Annotated in this window: 17 protein-coding genes; 12 read left to right on the top strand and 5 right to left on the bottom strand. The window is 34.9% G+C overall.

What is annotated here, in order from left to right; all coding sequences use genetic code 11:
• Positions 1 to 181: 181 nt before the first annotated feature.
• Positions 182 to 1,723: an alpha-amylase gene (amyS, locus tag AC3WTA_RS18105; protein WP_492332952.1), complete on the top strand. Its 1,542-nt coding sequence runs from the start codon at positions 182 to 184 to the stop codon at positions 1,721 to 1,723.
• A gap of 93 nt (positions 1,724 to 1,816) precedes the next feature.
• Here the strand turns inward: amyS and AC3WTA_RS18110 are convergent, their stop codons facing one another.
• Complete coding sequence (locus AC3WTA_RS18110; protein WP_492332953.1) at positions 1,817 to 2,530, bottom strand: exosporium leader peptide-containing protein; 714 nt, start codon at positions 2,528 to 2,530, stop codon at positions 1,817 to 1,819.
• A gap of 379 nt (positions 2,531 to 2,909) precedes the next feature.
• On the opposite strand from AC3WTA_RS18110, the gene AC3WTA_RS18115 reads away from it, so the two are divergent.
• The 4 genes from AC3WTA_RS18115 to AC3WTA_RS18130 all read left to right on the top strand — a co-directional run bounded on the left by AC3WTA_RS18115 (position 2,910) and on the right by AC3WTA_RS18130 (position 7,386).
• Positions 2,910 to 3,629 carry a hypothetical protein gene (locus AC3WTA_RS18115; protein ID WP_078183024.1) on the top strand — a complete coding sequence of 240 codons (720 nt, stop codon included), beginning with the start codon at positions 2,910 to 2,912 and terminating at the stop codon, positions 3,627 to 3,629.
• Positions 3,630 to 4,082: 453 nt separating this feature from the next.
• A complete protein-coding gene (locus AC3WTA_RS18120; protein ID WP_492332954.1) occupies positions 4,083 to 5,984 on the top strand; it encodes an endonuclease MutS2 in 1,902 nt (633 codons plus the stop codon).
• A gap of 6 nt (positions 5,985 to 5,990) precedes the next feature.
• Positions 5,991 to 6,515, top strand: coding sequence for a GNAT family N-acetyltransferase (locus AC3WTA_RS18125; protein ID WP_098632214.1), 525 nt, complete (start codon positions 5,991 to 5,993; stop codon positions 6,513 to 6,515).
• 160 nt (positions 6,516 to 6,675) lie between these two features.
• Positions 6,676 to 7,386, top strand: a complete 711-nt coding sequence (locus AC3WTA_RS18130) for a histidine phosphatase family protein (protein ID WP_000797118.1) — start codon at positions 6,676 to 6,678, stop codon at positions 7,384 to 7,386.
• A 50-nt stretch (positions 7,387 to 7,436) separates the two neighbouring features.
• On the opposite strand, the gene AC3WTA_RS18135 is transcribed toward AC3WTA_RS18130, so the two are convergent.
• Positions 7,437 to 8,402: a quinone oxidoreductase family protein gene (locus AC3WTA_RS18135; protein WP_088107055.1), complete on the bottom strand. Its 966-nt coding sequence runs from the start codon at positions 8,400 to 8,402 to the stop codon at positions 7,437 to 7,439.
• A gap of 121 nt (positions 8,403 to 8,523) precedes the next feature.
• Here AC3WTA_RS18135 and AC3WTA_RS18140 point away from each other — a divergent pair, with 121 nt between their 5' ends.
• From AC3WTA_RS18140 to AC3WTA_RS18150, 3 genes are all read left to right on the top strand, one after another.
• On the top strand, positions 8,524 to 9,417 hold the full coding sequence (locus tag AC3WTA_RS18140) for a LysR family transcriptional regulator (RefSeq protein ID WP_000403849.1): 894 nt from the start codon (positions 8,524 to 8,526) through the stop codon (positions 9,415 to 9,417).
• Between the two features lie 250 nt (positions 9,418 to 9,667).
• Positions 9,668 to 10,180, top strand: a complete 513-nt coding sequence (locus AC3WTA_RS18145) for a DUF2690 domain-containing protein (protein ID WP_000473753.1) — start codon at positions 9,668 to 9,670, stop codon at positions 10,178 to 10,180.
• A 16-nt stretch (positions 10,181 to 10,196) separates the two neighbouring features.
• On the top strand, positions 10,197 to 10,673 hold the full coding sequence (locus tag AC3WTA_RS18150) for a DUF2690 domain-containing protein (RefSeq protein WP_000771045.1): 477 nt from the start codon (positions 10,197 to 10,199) through the stop codon (positions 10,671 to 10,673).
• A 111-nt stretch (positions 10,674 to 10,784) separates the two neighbouring features.
• Here the strand turns inward: AC3WTA_RS18150 and AC3WTA_RS18155 are convergent, their stop codons facing one another.
• Together AC3WTA_RS18155 and AC3WTA_RS18160 are read right to left on the bottom strand one after the other, a co-directional pair.
• A complete protein-coding gene (locus AC3WTA_RS18155; RefSeq protein WP_097860340.1) occupies positions 10,785 to 11,321 on the bottom strand; it encodes a GNAT family N-acetyltransferase in 537 nt (178 codons plus the stop codon).
• 204 nt (positions 11,322 to 11,525) lie between these two features.
• Positions 11,526 to 12,014 (bottom strand): DinB family protein, encoded by a 489-nt coding sequence (locus AC3WTA_RS18160; RefSeq protein WP_000965762.1) that lies wholly within the window; start codon positions 12,012 to 12,014, stop codon positions 11,526 to 11,528.
• 183 nt (positions 12,015 to 12,197) lie between these two features.
• Between AC3WTA_RS18160 and AC3WTA_RS18165 the strand changes: the two genes are divergently transcribed.
• The gene (locus AC3WTA_RS18165) at positions 12,198 to 12,674 is read left to right on the top strand and encodes a DinB family protein (protein ID WP_116480661.1); all 477 of its coding nucleotides are present in this window, start codon (positions 12,198 to 12,200) and stop codon (positions 12,672 to 12,674) included.
• Between the two features lie 279 nt (positions 12,675 to 12,953).
• Positions 12,954 to 13,991: a DUF4003 domain-containing protein gene (locus AC3WTA_RS18170; protein WP_097860342.1), complete on the top strand. Its 1,038-nt coding sequence runs from the start codon at positions 12,954 to 12,956 to the stop codon at positions 13,989 to 13,991.
• A gap of 123 nt (positions 13,992 to 14,114) precedes the next feature.
• Here AC3WTA_RS18170 and AC3WTA_RS18175 read toward each other — a convergent pair whose 3' ends face one another.
• Entirely contained in the window at positions 14,115 to 14,879 is a 765-nt protein-coding gene (locus tag AC3WTA_RS18175; RefSeq protein WP_000499390.1) for a DUF817 domain-containing protein, read from the bottom strand.
• Between the two features lie 275 nt (positions 14,880 to 15,154).
• On the opposite strand from AC3WTA_RS18175, the gene AC3WTA_RS18180 reads away from it, so the two are divergent.
• A complete protein-coding gene (locus tag AC3WTA_RS18180) occupies positions 15,155 to 16,189 on the top strand; it encodes a FecCD family ABC transporter permease (protein WP_000902673.1) in 1,035 nt (344 codons plus the stop codon).
• Positions 16,190 to 17,206: a FecCD family ABC transporter permease gene (locus AC3WTA_RS18185; RefSeq protein ID WP_088107058.1), complete on the top strand. Its 1,017-nt coding sequence runs from the start codon at positions 16,190 to 16,192 to the stop codon at positions 17,204 to 17,206.
• Positions 17,207 to 17,222 lie beyond the last annotated feature (16 nt).

The following is a 17,222-nucleotide window of genomic DNA, read 5'->3' on the forward strand; positions in this document are numbered from 1 at the left end:
TAAACAATCTTGAATAAGATGTGAAATGAAAATTACTTTGAAGTATTTGTTGAATATGTGAAGTTAGACTAAAAAATAATGTGGGAGAGTGAGAGATTGCTACTTTACTAATTGTAGAACGAATATTATAATAATTTCGATAAACTATGCAAACGTTTTCTTGAAAGGGGATGTTGTAAATATGTTAAAAAAAATAACAGTAGTCGGCTTGTCGGTTGTTTTGTTTTTACCTAGTATATATGAGAGGAGTAAAGCGTATGCAGATACGGTTAACAATGGAACGTTAATGCAGTATTTTGAGTGGTATGCTCCGAATGATGGGAATCTTTGGAACCGCTTGCATTCGGATGCTGGAAATTTAGCTCAGAAAGGAATTACATCTGTCTGGATACCGCCTGCATATAAAGGAACTACGCAAAATGACGTAGGATATGGAGCATATGATTTATATGACTTAGGGGAATTCAATCAAAAAGAAACGGTACGAACAAAATATGGGACGAAAGCACAATTGAAATCTGCAATTGAAGCTTTACATAAGCAAAACATCGATGTATACGGCGATGTAGTTATGAATCATAAAGGTGGAGCAGATTATACTGAAACTGTAACAGCTGTTGAGGTAGACCGTAACAATCGAAATATTGAGGTATCAGGTGATTATGAAATTAATGCATGGACAGGATTTAACTTTCCTGGGCGCGGAGATACTTATTCTAATTTTAAATGGAAATGGTATCATTTTGACGGAACGGATTGGGATGAAGGGAGGAAATTAAATCGAATTTATAAATTTAGAGGTATAGGTAAAGCATGGGACTGGGAAGTGTCTAGCGAGAATGGAAATTATGATTATTTGATGTATGCAGATCTTGATTTTGATCATCCAGATGTTGCGAATGAGATGAAAAATTGGGGGACGTGGTATGCGAATGAATTAAATTTAGATGGATTTCGTTTAGATGCTGTTAAACATATTGATCATGAATATTTACGCGATTGGGTAAATCATGTCAGACAACAAACGGGGAAAGAAATGTTTACAGTGGCTGAATATTGGCGAAATGATATCCAGACTTTAAATAATTATTTAGCGAAAGTCAATTATAATCAATCTGTATTTGATGCACCACTGCATTACAATTTTCATTATGCTTCAAAAGGAAATGGGAATTATGATATGAGAAATATTTTAAATGGAACAGTAATGCAAAATCACCCTGCACTTGCAGTCACTCTCGTTGAGAATCATGATTCTCAGCCTGGGCAGTCATTGGAATCTGTAGTAAGTCCGTGGTTTAAACCGTTGGCATATGCATTTATTTTAACTCGTGCAGAGGGCTATCCTTCAGTTTTCTATGGTGATTACTATGGGACAAACGGAAATAGTAGTTATGAAATTCCAGCGTTGAAAGATAAAATTGATCCGATTTTGACGGCACGAAAAAACTTTGCATATGGTACGCAGCGTGATTATTTAGACCATCCAGATGTAATTGGCTGGACAAGAGAAGGTGATGGTGTACATGCGGATGCTGGTCTAGCGACATTAATCTCAGATGGGCCAGGAGGATCAAAGTGGATGGAAGTTGGAAAGGATAACGCAGGGGAAGTATGGTACGATATGACGGGTAATCAAAAAAATACTGTAACAATTAATAAGGACGGATGGGGGCAGTTCCATGTAAGTGGAGGATCAGTTTCCATATATGTTCAGCAGTGAATTGGTGATAAAAAGAAGAGGAAGACTGAAATATAAGTCTTCCTCTTTTTTTTATATTGTTATCATTCCTAAATTTTTATTTTCATAAATGAACTAGTCGACTTTTAAAACAACGAGAGATGCGTTGGAATAAATAATGTCACCCGTGGCTTCTCTTATTCGTACTCGAAGAACATCCCCTTGGTTTAAAGGTAATAAATCAGTTCTGGCGGATGTAGCTCTTACCCCAGAACCACCACCAACTCGTGTTTCAATTGCGAATTGAATAGAATCGTTTATTGTAAGATTTAATATATTAGATGAGATAGCTTGTATCGCAAATACGATTGAAAAGGATACAGCGTATACACCAGTGGTATTAATTGTAATGGAGTTGTCTACTGGGTTTAGAGTAGTTCCACTAACAGGTCCTGGAACGTTAAAATTAACATTTGTATTAACTACTGCTGAAAAACCGATACCTATTTCAGAAGTTATTGTTCCAAATACGGGAAGAATCCCTAAACCAGTTGCACCAGTAGGACCAGTTATTCCAATTCCGGTAGGTCCTGTAATTCCAGTGGGACCAGTTATTCCAATTCCAGTGGGTCCTGTAACCCCAGTAGGACTAGTTGTTCCAATTCCGGTAGGTCCTGTAACTCCAGTAGGACCAGTTATTCCAATTCCAGTAAAACCTGTCGCACCGGTAGGTCCTGTAATTCCAGTAGGTCCGGTCGGGAATGTAAATGGTGGAATTGGTGGTAGTGTGGGGCCAATTAAATTTGGTTCAAGAGCAGGCCCATGTAAAATGATGTATTGTTCGCTCATATAGTAACCTCCTATGATTGCTTGTCATAATTATTAAATGTATTAGGGAAAGTAAATGACATTCGCAATAGCGGAGGCGCTAATTTAATTTTTTTTGCAGCGAAATTAAAGTTATTACTTTAAAGTTCGATACAATAAAAAACAGTATTGTGATTGCTATAGAACTAAATATTAGTATGTTTTTAACGTGATTTTAATAGTTTTTATATTTGTTTTACGATAAAATAAATTTAGTGTAAAATTACACTATAAGTGTAAAGTGATAATAAAAGGGTGTTTTTACACTTGTGGTTATGAGAAGAAGTTCTTTATATAAATCGTAATTTAAAATCCATAAGGACATTTCTGTATAGGCAGTAGTAGCAAAAGGAGAGGCAATATGAAAAGAACAATAATGAAATATAGCATAATGCTTAGTTTATTACTATTAACATCATGTGATATATCGGATGAAGAAATTGAACGAAAAGCACAAAGTTATACAAAATCGGAGCATGGTATTACTGTAAAACTAGATCGAATTGAAATACCCGAACAAGGTAAGGATTTTTTAGGACCAGATATACGAATAGCTTATGTACAGCAAGTAGATGAACCATATTTACAATTTCAAATGTATTTCGATGGACGAACCTCTCCAAAGGTAAATAATGATAACTATAAAATAAAAAAAGAAGCGAATGATTTACGAGAAAGATTCAATACATATTATGAAGAAAAAGGAAATGATACTATACTTACTTTCGAGCAAATGCAAACAGGGGATACCGTTTTCGGTAAGAATGAAGAGAAAAAAATAGCGAAGAAACATCCGAAGCATTATGTTACGGCAGTTTTCAAAAGTAATATCTTTTTGGACGTAAACAACCGTGCACATATGGAAACGTTAGCGGAGCTTGCGAGAAGTATTCAGGAATTTAATAAAACGATTGAAAATAGTAAGAGTAGTGTGGATGATATTACAATTCAGTTGCCAAATGCTAATAAGGAAATATTACAACATATTGCAGTAGATTATATAGTAACGGTTGAAGATGCGAAAAAGACCCTTGAGAAAAAGGTTGATTATATGAAAGCTTTACAATCTGCAAGGGAATAGTTTGACACCTTTACTTCTCACAAAACATATAGTATGATGATTTCAATAAATTAGATTTCAATGACTATAATATAAATTAATGAGAGGTGCTTTTTGTGAGTGCGGTAGGTACTAAATAGGAAAAATTTAATGAAATAAATCGGATAAGACCAGGGGATTTTTATGTACATCATACCCCTAATTTTGTCATGGATTTATTTCGAAACCTATGAAGATACCTACAATACTTTATAAAGCGTGTAATAAGGGGATTGCCATCTGTTTTTTATGGCTTATTTCCTCATATATTATTACACTTGCCTTGTAAATGTAAAAGCTGCGGTATCCCCGCAGCTTTTTTGTATACGTTTTTAGTGTATAAAAATGGTAATTGAATAATGTAGAACTCATTGGAATCTAATGAGTAGGTATCTTCATTTATGATATAAATCAATCATAGTGAGGAGAAACAAAATGAATACGATGACTTTTGAAAAGTTACAATATAACGAATTAAAAGAAATAGTGAAATCATATTGTGTAAGTGGATTAGGTAAGGAATTATTAAATAAATTAGAGCCGAGTACGAGTATAAAAGTAGTGAGAAATCGCTTAAATGAAACGACAGAAGCACGAGCTATAGTAGATGCAGAAGGGCATGTTCCTTTCTTCGGCATTTCGAATATTGCTAGTACAATTCAAAAATTAGAAAAAGGGATGATTTTAGATCCTGAAGAGTTAGTAAGTGTTTCAGACTTTTTACGTGGCTGTAGAAAGATTAAAAAGTTTATGTTAGATAAAGAATTTTTTGCGCCAGTATTAGCTTCTTATGCGAATTCAATGACTGAATATAAAAGTATTGAAGAGGAAATCAACTTTTCCATTAAAGGTAATAGTATTGATGCAGCTGCGAGTAAGGAATTAAAACGAATTCGCAATAACATTGATTCGGTAGACGGAAAAATAAAAGAGCGCTTAACGAAGTTTTTAAATAGTAGTGCAAATAAGAAGTATATTCAAGAGTTCTTTATTAGTAAGAAGGATGATAGGTATACGATTCCAATTAAATCTTCTTATAAAAATCAAGTTGCGGGAAGTATAGTTGAAGCGTCCGCTAAAGGCTCTACTGTATTTATAGAACCACACACGGTTACAAAGTTAAATGCGGAACTCGCTAGTTTGAAAGCAGAAGAAGCGATGGAAGAGTATCAAATTTTAGCGACTTTATCAGGAATGGTAGTAGAAAGTATTTATCATATAAAAATTAATATGGAATTGATTAGCCAATATGATATGGTGTTTGCGAAAGCGAAATTTAGTAAATCAATCGATGGAATAGAGCCGAAGTTAAATGATCATGGCTACATTCATTTAGTAAATTGTAAGCATCCGCTTTTAAGTGGAAAAGTAGTACCGTTACACTTTGAAATTGGTCAAAACTACCGTAGTTTAATTATTACAGGACCAAATGCGGGCGGGAAAACAATTGTATTAAAAACAATCGGATTGTTAACTTTAGCGACAATGTCAGGTCTGCACATCGCTGGAGATAAAGAAACAGAAATTGCTATTTTTGAAAATGTATTTGTAGATATTGGTGATAATCAAAGTATCGAAAACGCACTAAGTACATTTTCATCTCATATGAAAAATCTATCTGAAATTATGAGGATGTCAAATAATAATACGCTACTATTATTTGATGAGATAGGAAGCGGGACTGAACCGAATGAAGGGGCAGCACTTGCAATTTCTATTTTAGAGGAGTTTTATTTTGCAGGATGTATTACAGTTGCGAGTACGCATTACGGTGAAATTAAGCGCTTCTCAGAAATGCACGATGATTTTATGAATGCAGCAATGCAATTCAATAGTGAAACACTAGAGCCACTTTATAAATTAGTAATTGGAAAATCAGGTGAAAGTAATGCACTTTGGATTGCGAATAAAATGAACGTAAGAGAACATGTACTGAAAAGAGCGAAAGAGTACATGGAAAATAAAGAATATTGTTTTGAAAAACTGAATGAAAGCAAAATTAGAAAACCGAAATTTGTGCAAGAAAAAAGAGGAAATCATTACGAGTACAAAATCGGCGATCGTGTAAATTTATTAGATTATGATGATTTTGGTATCATCTATAAGGAAATAGATAATTTCTATAACGTCGTTGTATATTATAACGGTGAATTTGTTGAAGTGAATGTAAAACGTATTACGTTAGAGGTAGCGGCGAAGGAATTATACCCAGAGGGATATGATTTAAATACACTATTTGTCGATTATAAAGAAAGAAAAATACAGCATGATATAGAGCGCGGATCGAAAAAAGCGCTTCGTAAAATTCAAAAAGAAATAAGAAAGAATAGAGGATAATATAGAATGGTAACGATTAGACAAGAACAAAAAACCGATTATAGAAAAACAGAAGAAGTTGTACAACAAGCATTTTTACATGAAGAATTTAGTGATAAAAAAGAGCATGAACTTGTAAAACGTATTAGAGAATGTGACGCATTTATTCCAGAGTTATCAATCGTTGCAGTAGATGAGGAAATCGTTGGTCACATTCTGTTATCCAAAATTACGATAGAACAGGATGGAACTTCTGTAGAATCATTAGCGCTTGCACCTGTATCAGTTGCTAGGGGCCATCAGAAAAAAGGAATTGGTGGAAAACTTATTGGAGCTGCGTTAGAAAAAGCGAAAGAACTTGGATACGGGTCAGTTGTAGTATTAGGACATCCAGAGTACTATCCGAAATTTGGTTTTAAGAAAGCGAGTAAGTGGAATATAAAAGCACCATTTGAAGTGCCAGATGAAGTGTTTATGGTGATTGAGTTAAGTGAGAACACTCTGCAAGGTGTAGAAGGAATTGTACAATATTCGAGTGCTTTTGCTGAGTAGGAGTATCAGTTAAGAAATGTAATTATAAAAGATGCTATCTTTTTGTAGAGATATACAGAAAGATAGCTTTTTTTATTTAGCAAATTCACTTACGTATATTTTGCTCAATGAATAATTAAGGTGGTAAAATTGATATAGAAATGTAAAGGGAGAGAATAGAATGAAGAATCGAGAAACAGATAGCAATGAGAATGTAGTTACGTTATATGTTACAAGACACGGAAAAACAATATTAAATACGAATCATCGCGCGCAAGGTTGGGCAGACTCCCCGTTAGTAGAAAAAGGTGTTGAAGTTGCCTCTAATTTAGGAACAGGATTAAAAGATGTTCATTTTACGAATGCGTATAGTAGTGATAGCGGCCGAGCGATTGAAACTGCTAATTTAGTATTAAAATATAGTGAGCAATCAAAGTTAAAACTTGAGAAAAGAAAAAAATTACGAGAATTAAATTTTGGTATTTTTGAAGGTGAAAAACTTGAAAATATGTGGGATGTGGTTGGAAAAGCTGCAGGCGTTGCATCACCAGAAGAACTTATGAAGTTTTCTATTCAAGAAGTGATTAATCTTATTAGAGCAGCAGACCCTACGAAACAGGCGGAAGATTGGGAATTATTTTCTACTCGTATAAAAGCAGAAATTGATAAAATTAGTGAAGAATCTGCTAAAAGTGGTGGCGGTAACGTTTTAGTTGTCGTTCATGGGCTTTTAATTACTACCTTAATAGAAATGTTAGACAGTAGCAAAACAAAACTTGGAGTAGAAAATGCTAGTGTGACCAAGGTTGTATATAAAGACGGAACATACACAGTCGAGTCTGTTGGAGATATGAGTTACGTTGCAAAAGGGAAAGAAAGTGTGGAAATATAAAAATAAGAAAAGGAAGGTAGAGAAATCTAGCTTCCTTTTTATTTTGTGAATTACGGGATTAATAAAATCTTCCCAGTACTTTTTCTGCTCTCTAATAATTCATGTGCAAGAGCACCATCTTGTAAAGCGAATGTAGTTGGACTCGCGATATTTAATTCTCCTGCAGTGATCCAATCAAATAATTGAGTAGAGCGCTGCTTACGTTCTTCAAAAGTAGTAAGCACATTCCAAAGATCTCCGCCAGTTAAAGTTTTTGAAGTATCCATAAGCATACGCGGATCAACGGGCGTGGGATTACCACCGGCCATTCCGTAAAATACGACAGTACCACCAGTTTTAGTAGCGCTAAAACTTTCCTCTAATGTAGAACCTACTGATTCATATACAACATTTACTCCATCACCATTTGTTATTTCAACTACTTTTGTATGCCATGCTTCCGTATATAAAAAAACGTGCTCAGCACCAGCTAATGTAGCCATCTTTGCTTTTTCTTTTGATGACGTGAGGCCGATTACTTTTCCGCCTAGTAGTTTAATGATTTGAATAAGAAGTTGCCCAACACCGCCAGCTGCTGCGTGTACTAAAGCTATATCACCTTGTTTTATTTCATAGCTATCTTTCGTTAAATAATGTGCTGTTAATCCTTGTAATAAGACAGAAGCGGCTGTTTCAAAAGAGATAGAATCTGGAAGCTTAATTGCTTTCTCAGACGGAACAGCAACTAGCTCAGCATTTGCAAATGGAACGTCAGCAAATGCAATACGATCTCCAGGATTAATATTCGTAACGTCAGCTCCTACTTTTTCAACAACGCCAGCCCCTTCATAACCTAATATATACGGCGGGTTGCCAGCGAGATGATAATCACCGCGGCGTCTATAAATGTCGGCGAAATTTAAACCGATTGCTTTCGTGCGGACAAGAATTTCATTTGGATTTATGATTGGATTATTTAGTTCTTTATATTGTAGTACATCCGGATTTCCGAACTGTTCGAAACAAAGTGCTTTCATATGGAATACCTCCATTTTATTGTTTGTCGATGCTCTTTATCATACAATACAAATATCGATAGACAAAGAAGATTATTTCGATGAAATCAATCGGAAATATCGATTGAAAGAGGGACGATAAATGGAGATAAAACAATTAATTACATTTAAAATAGCCGCGGACACTTTGAATTTTACGCAAACTGCGAAGAAATTAAACTTTGCTCAATCGAGCGTAACAGCACAAATTAAAACGTTAGAAGCTGAGCTAGGTACGCCGTTATTTGAAAGATTAGGAAAACGCCTTTTCTTAACTGAAGCGGGCAGAAAGTTTCAATTATATGCCGACAAGATGATTGCACTCAGTAACGAAGCGAAAATGGCTGTGAAAGATGATGAAGAAATAGCAGGTACGTTAATAATCGGTGCGCAAGAAAGCCAATGTACATATAGACTTCCTTCTATATTAAAGAGGTTTAAAGCACAATTTCCTCAAATAAAGCTTATATTTAAACCAGCACATTCCAATAAAGATGCGAAGGAACAATTGATGGAGGGAAAAGTCGATCTTGCCTTTATTTTGGACGAATGTAAAACAGAAGATGTTTTACATGTGGAGCCGCTTATGAAAGAAGAATTAAAAGTAGTAGCTGCTCCAGGGCATCATTTACTCGAGCAAACTTCTGTTTCTACAAAAGATTTAGAAAGTGAGACGCTGTTGCTAACAGAGCTAGGGTGCTCGTACCGAACTTTATTTGAAGAGCTATTTCGTACAGAAGATGTGTATCCAGCAAATAAAATTGAGTTTGTTAGTGTAGAGGCAATTAAACAATGTGTTATTGCAGATTTAGGTATAGCCGTGTTACCAGCAATAGTAGTAGAAAAAGATATACGAGAGGGGACGATAAAAGAGTTACATCTAGAAAATACTATCAATCCAATTTTTACGCAAATTGCTTGGCATAAAGATAAGTGGATGACAGCACCGTTACAGCAATTTATTGATGTGACGAGGGAGTTTTTTACAACAGATTAAGTGGAGAAATATTTATTTATATAAAAGAAAAAATGGCACTTTTGTATAAAGAATGATATAAAATGTGTATTTCTCAACTTTTTTTCTCACAAGGATAAGTAAAATTCTTCGTATATTCCAATAATCATAAGGAAATTTACAACGTTTATCCGTTTCTGTAAGATGCCTCTAGGAAGCATGAAAGGAGGGCTTACATAGCGGTATAGCTTGTTTTTATGATACGTACTTATTTTTGGGGGGGAGATTTACAATGTTTAAAAAGTTAATGAAAGTATGTGTGTTAAGTGTAGCGAGTGTAGGTGTATTATTTAGTTTTCAAGGAAGTACATTTGCAGCTACTGATTTAAGTAGTTACTATGACGGAAAAAATCCGGCTACAACGAAAGTATACGGAGGCAGTACAACGTGCGATGCAGATGGATTTAATGCAAAGTCTACAGCGGTGTACGAAGGTAGTAAAAAAGTAGGGACAGTGTATTTACGTTACAGTAATAAATGTCATGCAGCATGGTCTAAGCTTGTTTTAGATCAACCAGCACCAGCTGTTTCTGGAGGAGTGTATGCGTACGCTGTTGTGAATAAATACAAAAATGGTGTATTCCAAAAATCAGTCACTTCTAATCAGGGAAACGGCACAATAAAAACAGGTCAAACGAGCACTTATACAGGAATGGTATTTGATTTAACTGCTGATTTCGGATACACAGCAGATGCTGAAGCGGTTACGTTTAATAACGGTTATGGAAAAACAGGACGCTATTAAAAAGGAGTGGAATACTTTGAAACTTTTAAAAAAGCTAAGCGCATGTTTTTGTCTATCATTGCTCGTTTTAACTAGTGTGTTTAGTACGACGAATAGCGATAAAGCATATGCAGAAGATCATTCGTATGATGGGAAAAGTCCTTACTATAATAGCTGTGATCAATCCGCTGTAACGAAAGAAAAGAAATGGATTGATTCAAATTCTTATGTAGAATTAAAGTTTAGCACGACGTGTAAGACAGCATGGGCGAAAGTTACAGTAACTCGTGCAGCAGTATATAATAACGAAGCTGATGCAAGAATCGTAAGAAAAACAGATGGAAAGGCATATACTTGCGGGAGTGCTGGAGGAAATGGTGTTGTGAATAAAGGGCAAACATCATGCTATACGCCAATGGTATATGATTTAGATCCAAGAAAGGCACAGGCGCAAGGGAAACATGCTATTCCGAATAGTGATGCATATAATTATGCGGAGACAATTTGGTATTAATACGATTACAAATGTGTTAAGAGCTGTTATTTGATATGAAAATGAAAGAGCCTTACTGCATTTTATTGTGGTAAGGTTCTTTCAAGTTGTTAATAGTTTAAGAACAGTTATTTACAATGATATATCTTTATAATCACTTTTAAGTATTGCCATAATAATTTCATCCGAGTATGTATCGTTATAAAATAAAGATTGACGTAAAGTTCCTTCTTTTATAAACCCAACCTTTTCATAAGCTCTAATTCCGCGTAAATTATGGCTAAACACTTCTAACTGTAAACGATTTAATGATAGTTGTTCAAAAACAAAACTTAAAACTATTTTAATAGCTTCAGTTCCATAGCCTTTTCCTGTTAATGACATAGAAAGCATCGATATTCGGAAGCCTGCTCTTTTGTTCCCCTCATCGATATCTAAAATCGACAACTCTCCAATCATTTCGTCATTGCTTTGTAAACAAATAGCGAAATCGTAGCGACTCGAATCATTATTTATATGAGCTATATGTGTCTTTATTTGTTCCAATGAAAAAGTAGGTTTGGTTCCAGTCATATAACGTATCTCTGTATCCATCGTACTTTCTAATATAATTGGGGCATCTAGTTCGCAAAGAGGTCTTAAATAAATTCTTTCACTCTCTAATCTCATTATAAATTTCTCCTTAAGTTTGGTGATAGAGTATATAAATATTTTTGCTCTACATGGAAGAAGAGTTTTATTTTGTGTATTGTTTGAAAAGTATGTGTCTTACTTTGATGTTACATGAATTTTATAATGATATGGTATACCTAAAACAAATGATAAAAGTTTTATACACAACAAAATGTATCAACAAGTTTTTTTATAATCGAATTAACTAAGGTCTGTATCAGGAGGAGTGTACCCAAGGTGACGAGCCATAGATACAATTTGTCCTTTATGATGAAACTCATGTGTCTCTGTATGAGTTAAAAGCCATATCGGTGTTGTACTCCAAGGTTCTTTTTGCCATTTCACTTCATTTGCTATATTTTCGAGCCAACGGTCATTGTATTCATCTAAAAAGTGTTGTACAGTCTCATCTACTAACTTAAATCTAGCACGGACTTTTGCGATATCTGCATGTTCAATTTCGTAATCGCTAGCAAATGAAAAATCTGCCCGTTTTTGCTTGAATGCGAACGATCCAAGCCAGTATCGATAGCAATCGGCTACATGAATATGTGTCTTTATGAGGCTACCGCTCCCGAAATTTGGAACAGTGCTATGTAATTTTTCTAGTGGGATTTCTTCCAAAAACGAAAATAGAGTTTCTCTTGTAGAACTAATAAGATTATATTGTTGTTTTAAAATATATAACATGCAAGAACACTCCTCTTTTATTTACTAAACTATTTGTGTAGTGAGTAATTCTATATGTACGAGGGGCGAACCTTTTTATTATTTTTACTGAGCATATTAGATGTATTTCTTCATTGTTTCTGATAGATTAAACAAGGTGAAACTTTAATAAGTTGAACATTCTTAGTTCATAATAAATGGTACATGAAGAAGGGGAACGATCAAATGAATAGAATAATTGGTTTAAAACAATTTGAAATAACGCGTGGGGCATTACTTAAATTTATGGAAACGTTAGATGATAAAACTGCAGATACACAGCCGGAGGGTTTTAATAATACAATTCGCTGGCATATTGGTCATGTGTTAACAGCAGCAGAAGTTTTCATGTTTGGAAAAGAATTCAAAAAATTACCAACTGAATATCCAGGTATGTTTGGGTATGGATCAAAACCGTCTAAATGGAAAACAGAAGGACCATCATTAGAAGTGTTAACGGCTCAATTAAAAGAACAAGCTAAACGTATTAACGAAATTCCAGCAGAAGCATTTGAAAATAAACTACCAGAGCCATTTCTAGGATTGGAAACAGTAGGAGAGCTATACGGTATGATGCTTTATCATGAAGCTGATCATATTGGGCAAATGAAGGCGATGGAACGTATTATTAAGGCTCTTTAGTTTTAATTGCATATGAAAAACGAAATCACAGATGTTTTGTGAAAATTGAGGTGTAAGTAGTTACAATCTTATTTTTCACAATACAGGTGTAATGTTAAATAATATAAAGACAAAAAAAGATAGATAATTTATTATCTATCTTTTTTTGTTGTTGAACTTCTTGAAGGATTATGAACGATTATCATCGTGATACTGATGAAGTAGGAATAGTTATTATTTTTTGTTTTACATAATAGAAAAATATTGAATATAATACAAAAATAAGGTTGCAAAATCTGTATGAAATATAAGTATAATAATAGAGAAGAACTAGAAATAGGAGTGAATACTATGATTACATTAGAACAAAAGCTGGAGCAATATATACATACATATTCACAGTTAAAGGGAGAACTAAAATGGAAAACGAGTGATTCTCGAACAGGAATGATGATTGCTGCTATGTATACAAGTAGTGATAAATTGTTTGATCTCGGACGTTTTTTAGAAATTAGTAGTTATATTAAGAATCAGGTAGGGATGTTTTCATACTTAAAGTCTTATCATCGCTTTGTAGTGGCCGCAACTTTAGATATTCACTTTACAGATTACAAGGAAGCTTTTCGGAAGTTTTTAGATTTATATGAACAATTGGTCGTTGGTGGTTTTAGCCGAAGTATATTTACTTATCTCGCAGCAGCTGTGCTTTTAACAGAAGAAAATGAACAGCTGGGCACACACATTCAGCGTTCGATGCAAGTATTTAAACGGATGAAAGAGGATCATCTTTTTCTTACAGGTACAAATGATTATCCGCTCGCGGTTTTACTAGCAGGACAATCAGAGAATGTAGAAGTACTTATGGACCGAGTGGAACGTCTTTATCAGAAACTAGCGATAGCTGGCTTGCGTAAAGGGAACGATCTTCAATTTTTAAGTCATATACTTTCATTAAAGAAGGATGTCAGTGAAGAAATGTTAGTTGCAACATGTACAAACATATGGAATTTGTTAAAACAAGAAAAGGTAAAAGTGAAACAGATGCATTATCCAGCTATCGGGCTACTAGCGTTACTTGAGGATGGAGAAAAAGAGATTCATTCTATTAAAGCGTTGATTGAAAAATTGCAGGGGGAGAAATTACTCCGTTGGCATACAGATACGAATATTCTTATTGCTATTCAGCTGTTCGTAAGTCAGAAGGGTGAGGAAAGTAAAGCTACTAACACAGGTTTACAAACTATGATAGAAGTCCTCATACAGGCACAACAGGCAGCTATGATGGCAACAATTGCCGCTTCATCTGCAGCAACTTCTTCTGCTAGTACTAGTTCATAATGTGCGATTGTGTATGCTTTTGTAAATTGTGAGGAATCTATAACGAACAGTTTAAAAAATATTATTAAAGGGGCCCATCACTTTCTAATGAGTGATGGGCTAACTGTTTTTACATAATCAGCATTATCTTTTCGACGCCTTCAAATGTTTGAGTTGTGTAACAATCATAATGCTAATAACAACGAGTAAGAACCAGGAGCTAATTTTGCTTAAGTGAACGAGATTCCACGCTTCCCGTTGATTTGGATATTGCCATGCTCCGAAAAATGTTGCGATGTTCTCTGCGATCCAAATAAAGAACCCAATAAGGAAAAAGGAGAGAACGAGTGGCATTTTATATGTAACGCCTCGTAATGAAAATTCTACAAATGTCCGAAAGAAAACGATGAATAAAAGTACAGTTAATACCCATCTAAAGTCATATAGAAAATGATGTGTAAAAAAATTAAAGTAAATCATTGCTCCTAACGGCACGGCAAAAATAGCTTTCGGCCAATGATGCATTTGTAAATGCAATCTTCTCCACGCTTGGCATATGTAACTTGCAACACTTGCGTACATAAAACCGCTGTAAAGTGGAACTCCAAAAACTTTTGAATACGCCTCTTCCGGATAACTCCATGAACCGAAATGGACTTTATATATTTCTAGTAAAAGCCCGATAAGGTGAAAAACAGTAATTACTTTTAATTCGTCTTTCGTCTCAAGTCCAGTCTTGTACATAAGCCACTGCATAAGAAGGCATACGATGAGTATGAAATCGTAGCGGTATAACCCTGGGATAGAAACTATTTTTGAAAGGGCTAGTGTTAAGAAAATAACGACTGGGAATAAGCAAGATAATGCTTGCTCGTAAGTGAAGTGTAGTAGTTGTTTTATATAGAACATTGTGTCACCTTCGATATTTTTGTTAGAAAACTCGAAATAATGACTAAGTATACTACAATTTTAAAAATAAGCCAGTAGTCTATTTTGCATGTATTTGTAAGTTTTAGAAAGGAATTGTAATAAGTATTTTAATATTTAACAAAGTGAAAAAATAGTTTGCTATTTAAAAAAAGTGAGGATATAATATCTAAATGAAAATGATAATTATTATCAATAATAATTATAAATAAAAAATAATTATAAAAAACAACTGAATATAAAGGATGAAATGAAACATGTTACATAAGCCTGCTGTATATGCTGGCAATAATCGCTGGCTACATATTAAGTTCATATGTTTCATGAGCTTAACAATTTTATCTTTAATAGGCTCTATATTTTTAGCTATTGCATTCGGTGCAAAGGATATCCATTTGCAAACCGTATGGACAGCGGTTTTTGATTATAATCCGAAATTAACGCAGCACCAAATTATTTATGAATTAAGACTCCCGAGGGTAATTGGCGCGGCAGTTGTAGGAGCCGCATTTGCAGTGGCTGGGGCTGTAATGCAAGGGGTAACAAGAAATCCTTTAGCGGATGCAGGTGTGCTTGGCATAAATGCAGGTGCGATGTTTGTAGTAGCACTTAGTTTTGCCTTTTTTCCGCATATTCCATATTCCTATTTGATGATTATTTCCTTTATTGGAGCTGTCTTAAGTACAGTACTCATTTTTATTATCGGATCGGCAACATCAGGCGGATTAACACCGATGAGGTTAACGATTGCTGGAGCAGTTATGGCTGCGCTATTGCATTCGTTAAGTTCAGGTGTCGCGATTTATTATGATTTAAGTCAAGATTTAGCGTTTTGGTACGCTGGTGGTGTTGCAGGTGTTAAGTGGGAACACTTGAAATTTTTAGTTCCTATTATTCTTATAACGATTGTTTTTGCGACGGTGTTAGGACGATCGATTTCACTCATATCAATCGGGGATGATGTTGCTACAAATTTAGGAGTAAAAACGAACCGAACGAGAATACTAGGGATGATTATAGTAGTCATTCTTGCAGGTGTATCTGTTTCAACTGTTGGTTCTATTGGATTTGTAGGACTTGTTATTCCGCATATTGCTAGAAATTTAGTTGGTGTTAATTATCGACTCATTATTCCTATGTCAGCATTATTAGGAGCTATGTTATTAGTTTTAGCTGACTTAGGAGCAAGAACAGTAAATCCTCCTAAAGAACTTGCGATAGGAATTATGGTAGCTCTTGTTGGAGTTCCGTTCTTCCTCTATATAGCACGTAAAGTTGGGAGGGAGTTGTAAGTGAAGAAGATTTTAAACACGGATAAAAAGAGAGCTATTACTGTAACTACAATTTTCGGTTGTATTAGTATCGCTGTAATTTTAATTAGTTTAAATACAGGGACATTGAGCATAGCGCCGCTCAAAGTAATTCAAACGCTTTTCGGTTATGGTGATTTTGAGAGCGCAACAGTGCTATACGATTATCGTATGCCAAGAATTATAATCACAATGTTAGCAGGTATTGGTCTTGGGATTTCTGGTGCGATTTTGCAAGGGTTATCTCGCAATGCGCTGGCCGATCCTGGTATCCTCGGATTACATTCAGGTGCATCTTTCGGGCTAATTATATTTGTTACTTTCTTTCATTCTATTAATGAGAATGCATCGATTTTAATACCGTTATTTACATTTGGCGGGGGAGTGCTAGCTGCATTTTTAATTATTATACTTGCGAGTGATCGGTCAAAAGGTTTACTTCCTATTCGACTTATTCTTGTTGGTATTGCAGTTTCAGCTGGATTTAGTGCGATTTCGTTATTTTTCTCTCTTAAGTTAAATGATGAAACGTATACATTCGCTTCTAGATGGTTAGTTGGTAATGTGTGGGGAAGGGATTGGATTCATGTCCTTGCATTATTACCTTGGATTTTCATACTAACTCCATATGCATGGCTAAAATCTAAAACGTTAAATGCATTGTCACTAGGTGATAGTGTGGCAGCAGGACTTGGAGTTTCTGTTCAAAAAGAACGGTTACTACTTTTAGCTACAGCGGTTGGATTGTCTTGTGCGAGTGTATCGATGGCTGGAGGGATTGGTTTTATCGGTTTAGTTGCTCCGCATATCGCCAGAAAGTTAGTAGGTACTACATATCAACACTTTCTTCTTTTAGCTGGTATTATCGGAATGATTATTTTAGTGCTAGCAGATACGATAGGTCGTTCTATATTTGAGCCAAACTCTATTCCAGCTGGTGTAGTAGTGGCCGCTTTAGGAGCACCGTATTTTCTTTATTTACTTACAAAAACAAAATAAATACTTCAAAGAGGAG

Source organism: Bacillus sp. EB106-07-01-XG149 (assembly GCF_058791555.1).

Coding starts and splice junctions, on each gene's coding strand:
- amyS (WP_492332952.1), top strand. CDS start 182: ATGTTAAAAAAAATAACAGTAGTCGGCTTGTCGGTTGTTTTGTTTTTA.
- AC3WTA_RS18110 (WP_492332953.1), bottom strand. CDS start 2,530: ATGAGCGAACAATACATCATTTTACATGGGCCTGCTCTTGAACCAAAT.
- AC3WTA_RS18115 (WP_078183024.1), top strand. CDS start 2,910: ATGAAAAGAACAATAATGAAATATAGCATAATGCTTAGTTTATTACTA.
- AC3WTA_RS18120 (WP_492332954.1), top strand. CDS start 4,083: ATGAATACGATGACTTTTGAAAAGTTACAATATAACGAATTAAAAGAA.
- AC3WTA_RS18125 (WP_098632214.1), top strand. CDS start 5,991: ATGGTAACGATTAGACAAGAACAAAAAACCGATTATAGAAAAACAGAA.
- AC3WTA_RS18130 (WP_000797118.1), top strand. CDS start 6,676: ATGAAGAATCGAGAAACAGATAGCAATGAGAATGTAGTTACGTTATAT.
- AC3WTA_RS18135 (WP_088107055.1), bottom strand. CDS start 8,402: ATGAAAGCACTTTGTTTCGAACAGTTCGGAAATCCGGATGTACTACAA.
- AC3WTA_RS18140 (WP_000403849.1), top strand. CDS start 8,524: ATGGAGATAAAACAATTAATTACATTTAAAATAGCCGCGGACACTTTG.
- AC3WTA_RS18145 (WP_000473753.1), top strand. CDS start 9,668: ATGTTTAAAAAGTTAATGAAAGTATGTGTGTTAAGTGTAGCGAGTGTA.
- AC3WTA_RS18155 (WP_097860340.1), bottom strand. CDS start 11,321: ATGAGATTAGAGAGTGAAAGAATTTATTTAAGACCTCTTTGCGAACTA.
- AC3WTA_RS18160 (WP_000965762.1), bottom strand. CDS start 12,014: ATGTTATATATTTTAAAACAACAATATAATCTTATTAGTTCTACAAGA.
- AC3WTA_RS18165 (WP_116480661.1), top strand. CDS start 12,198: ATGAAGAAGGGGAACGATCAAATGAATAGAATAATTGGTTTAAAACAA.
- AC3WTA_RS18170 (WP_097860342.1), top strand. CDS start 12,954: ATGAAATATAAGTATAATAATAGAGAAGAACTAGAAATAGGAGTGAAT.
- AC3WTA_RS18175 (WP_000499390.1), bottom strand. CDS start 14,879: ATGTTCTATATAAAACAACTACTACACTTCACTTACGAGCAAGCATTA.
- AC3WTA_RS18180 (WP_000902673.1), top strand. CDS start 15,155: ATGTTACATAAGCCTGCTGTATATGCTGGCAATAATCGCTGGCTACAT.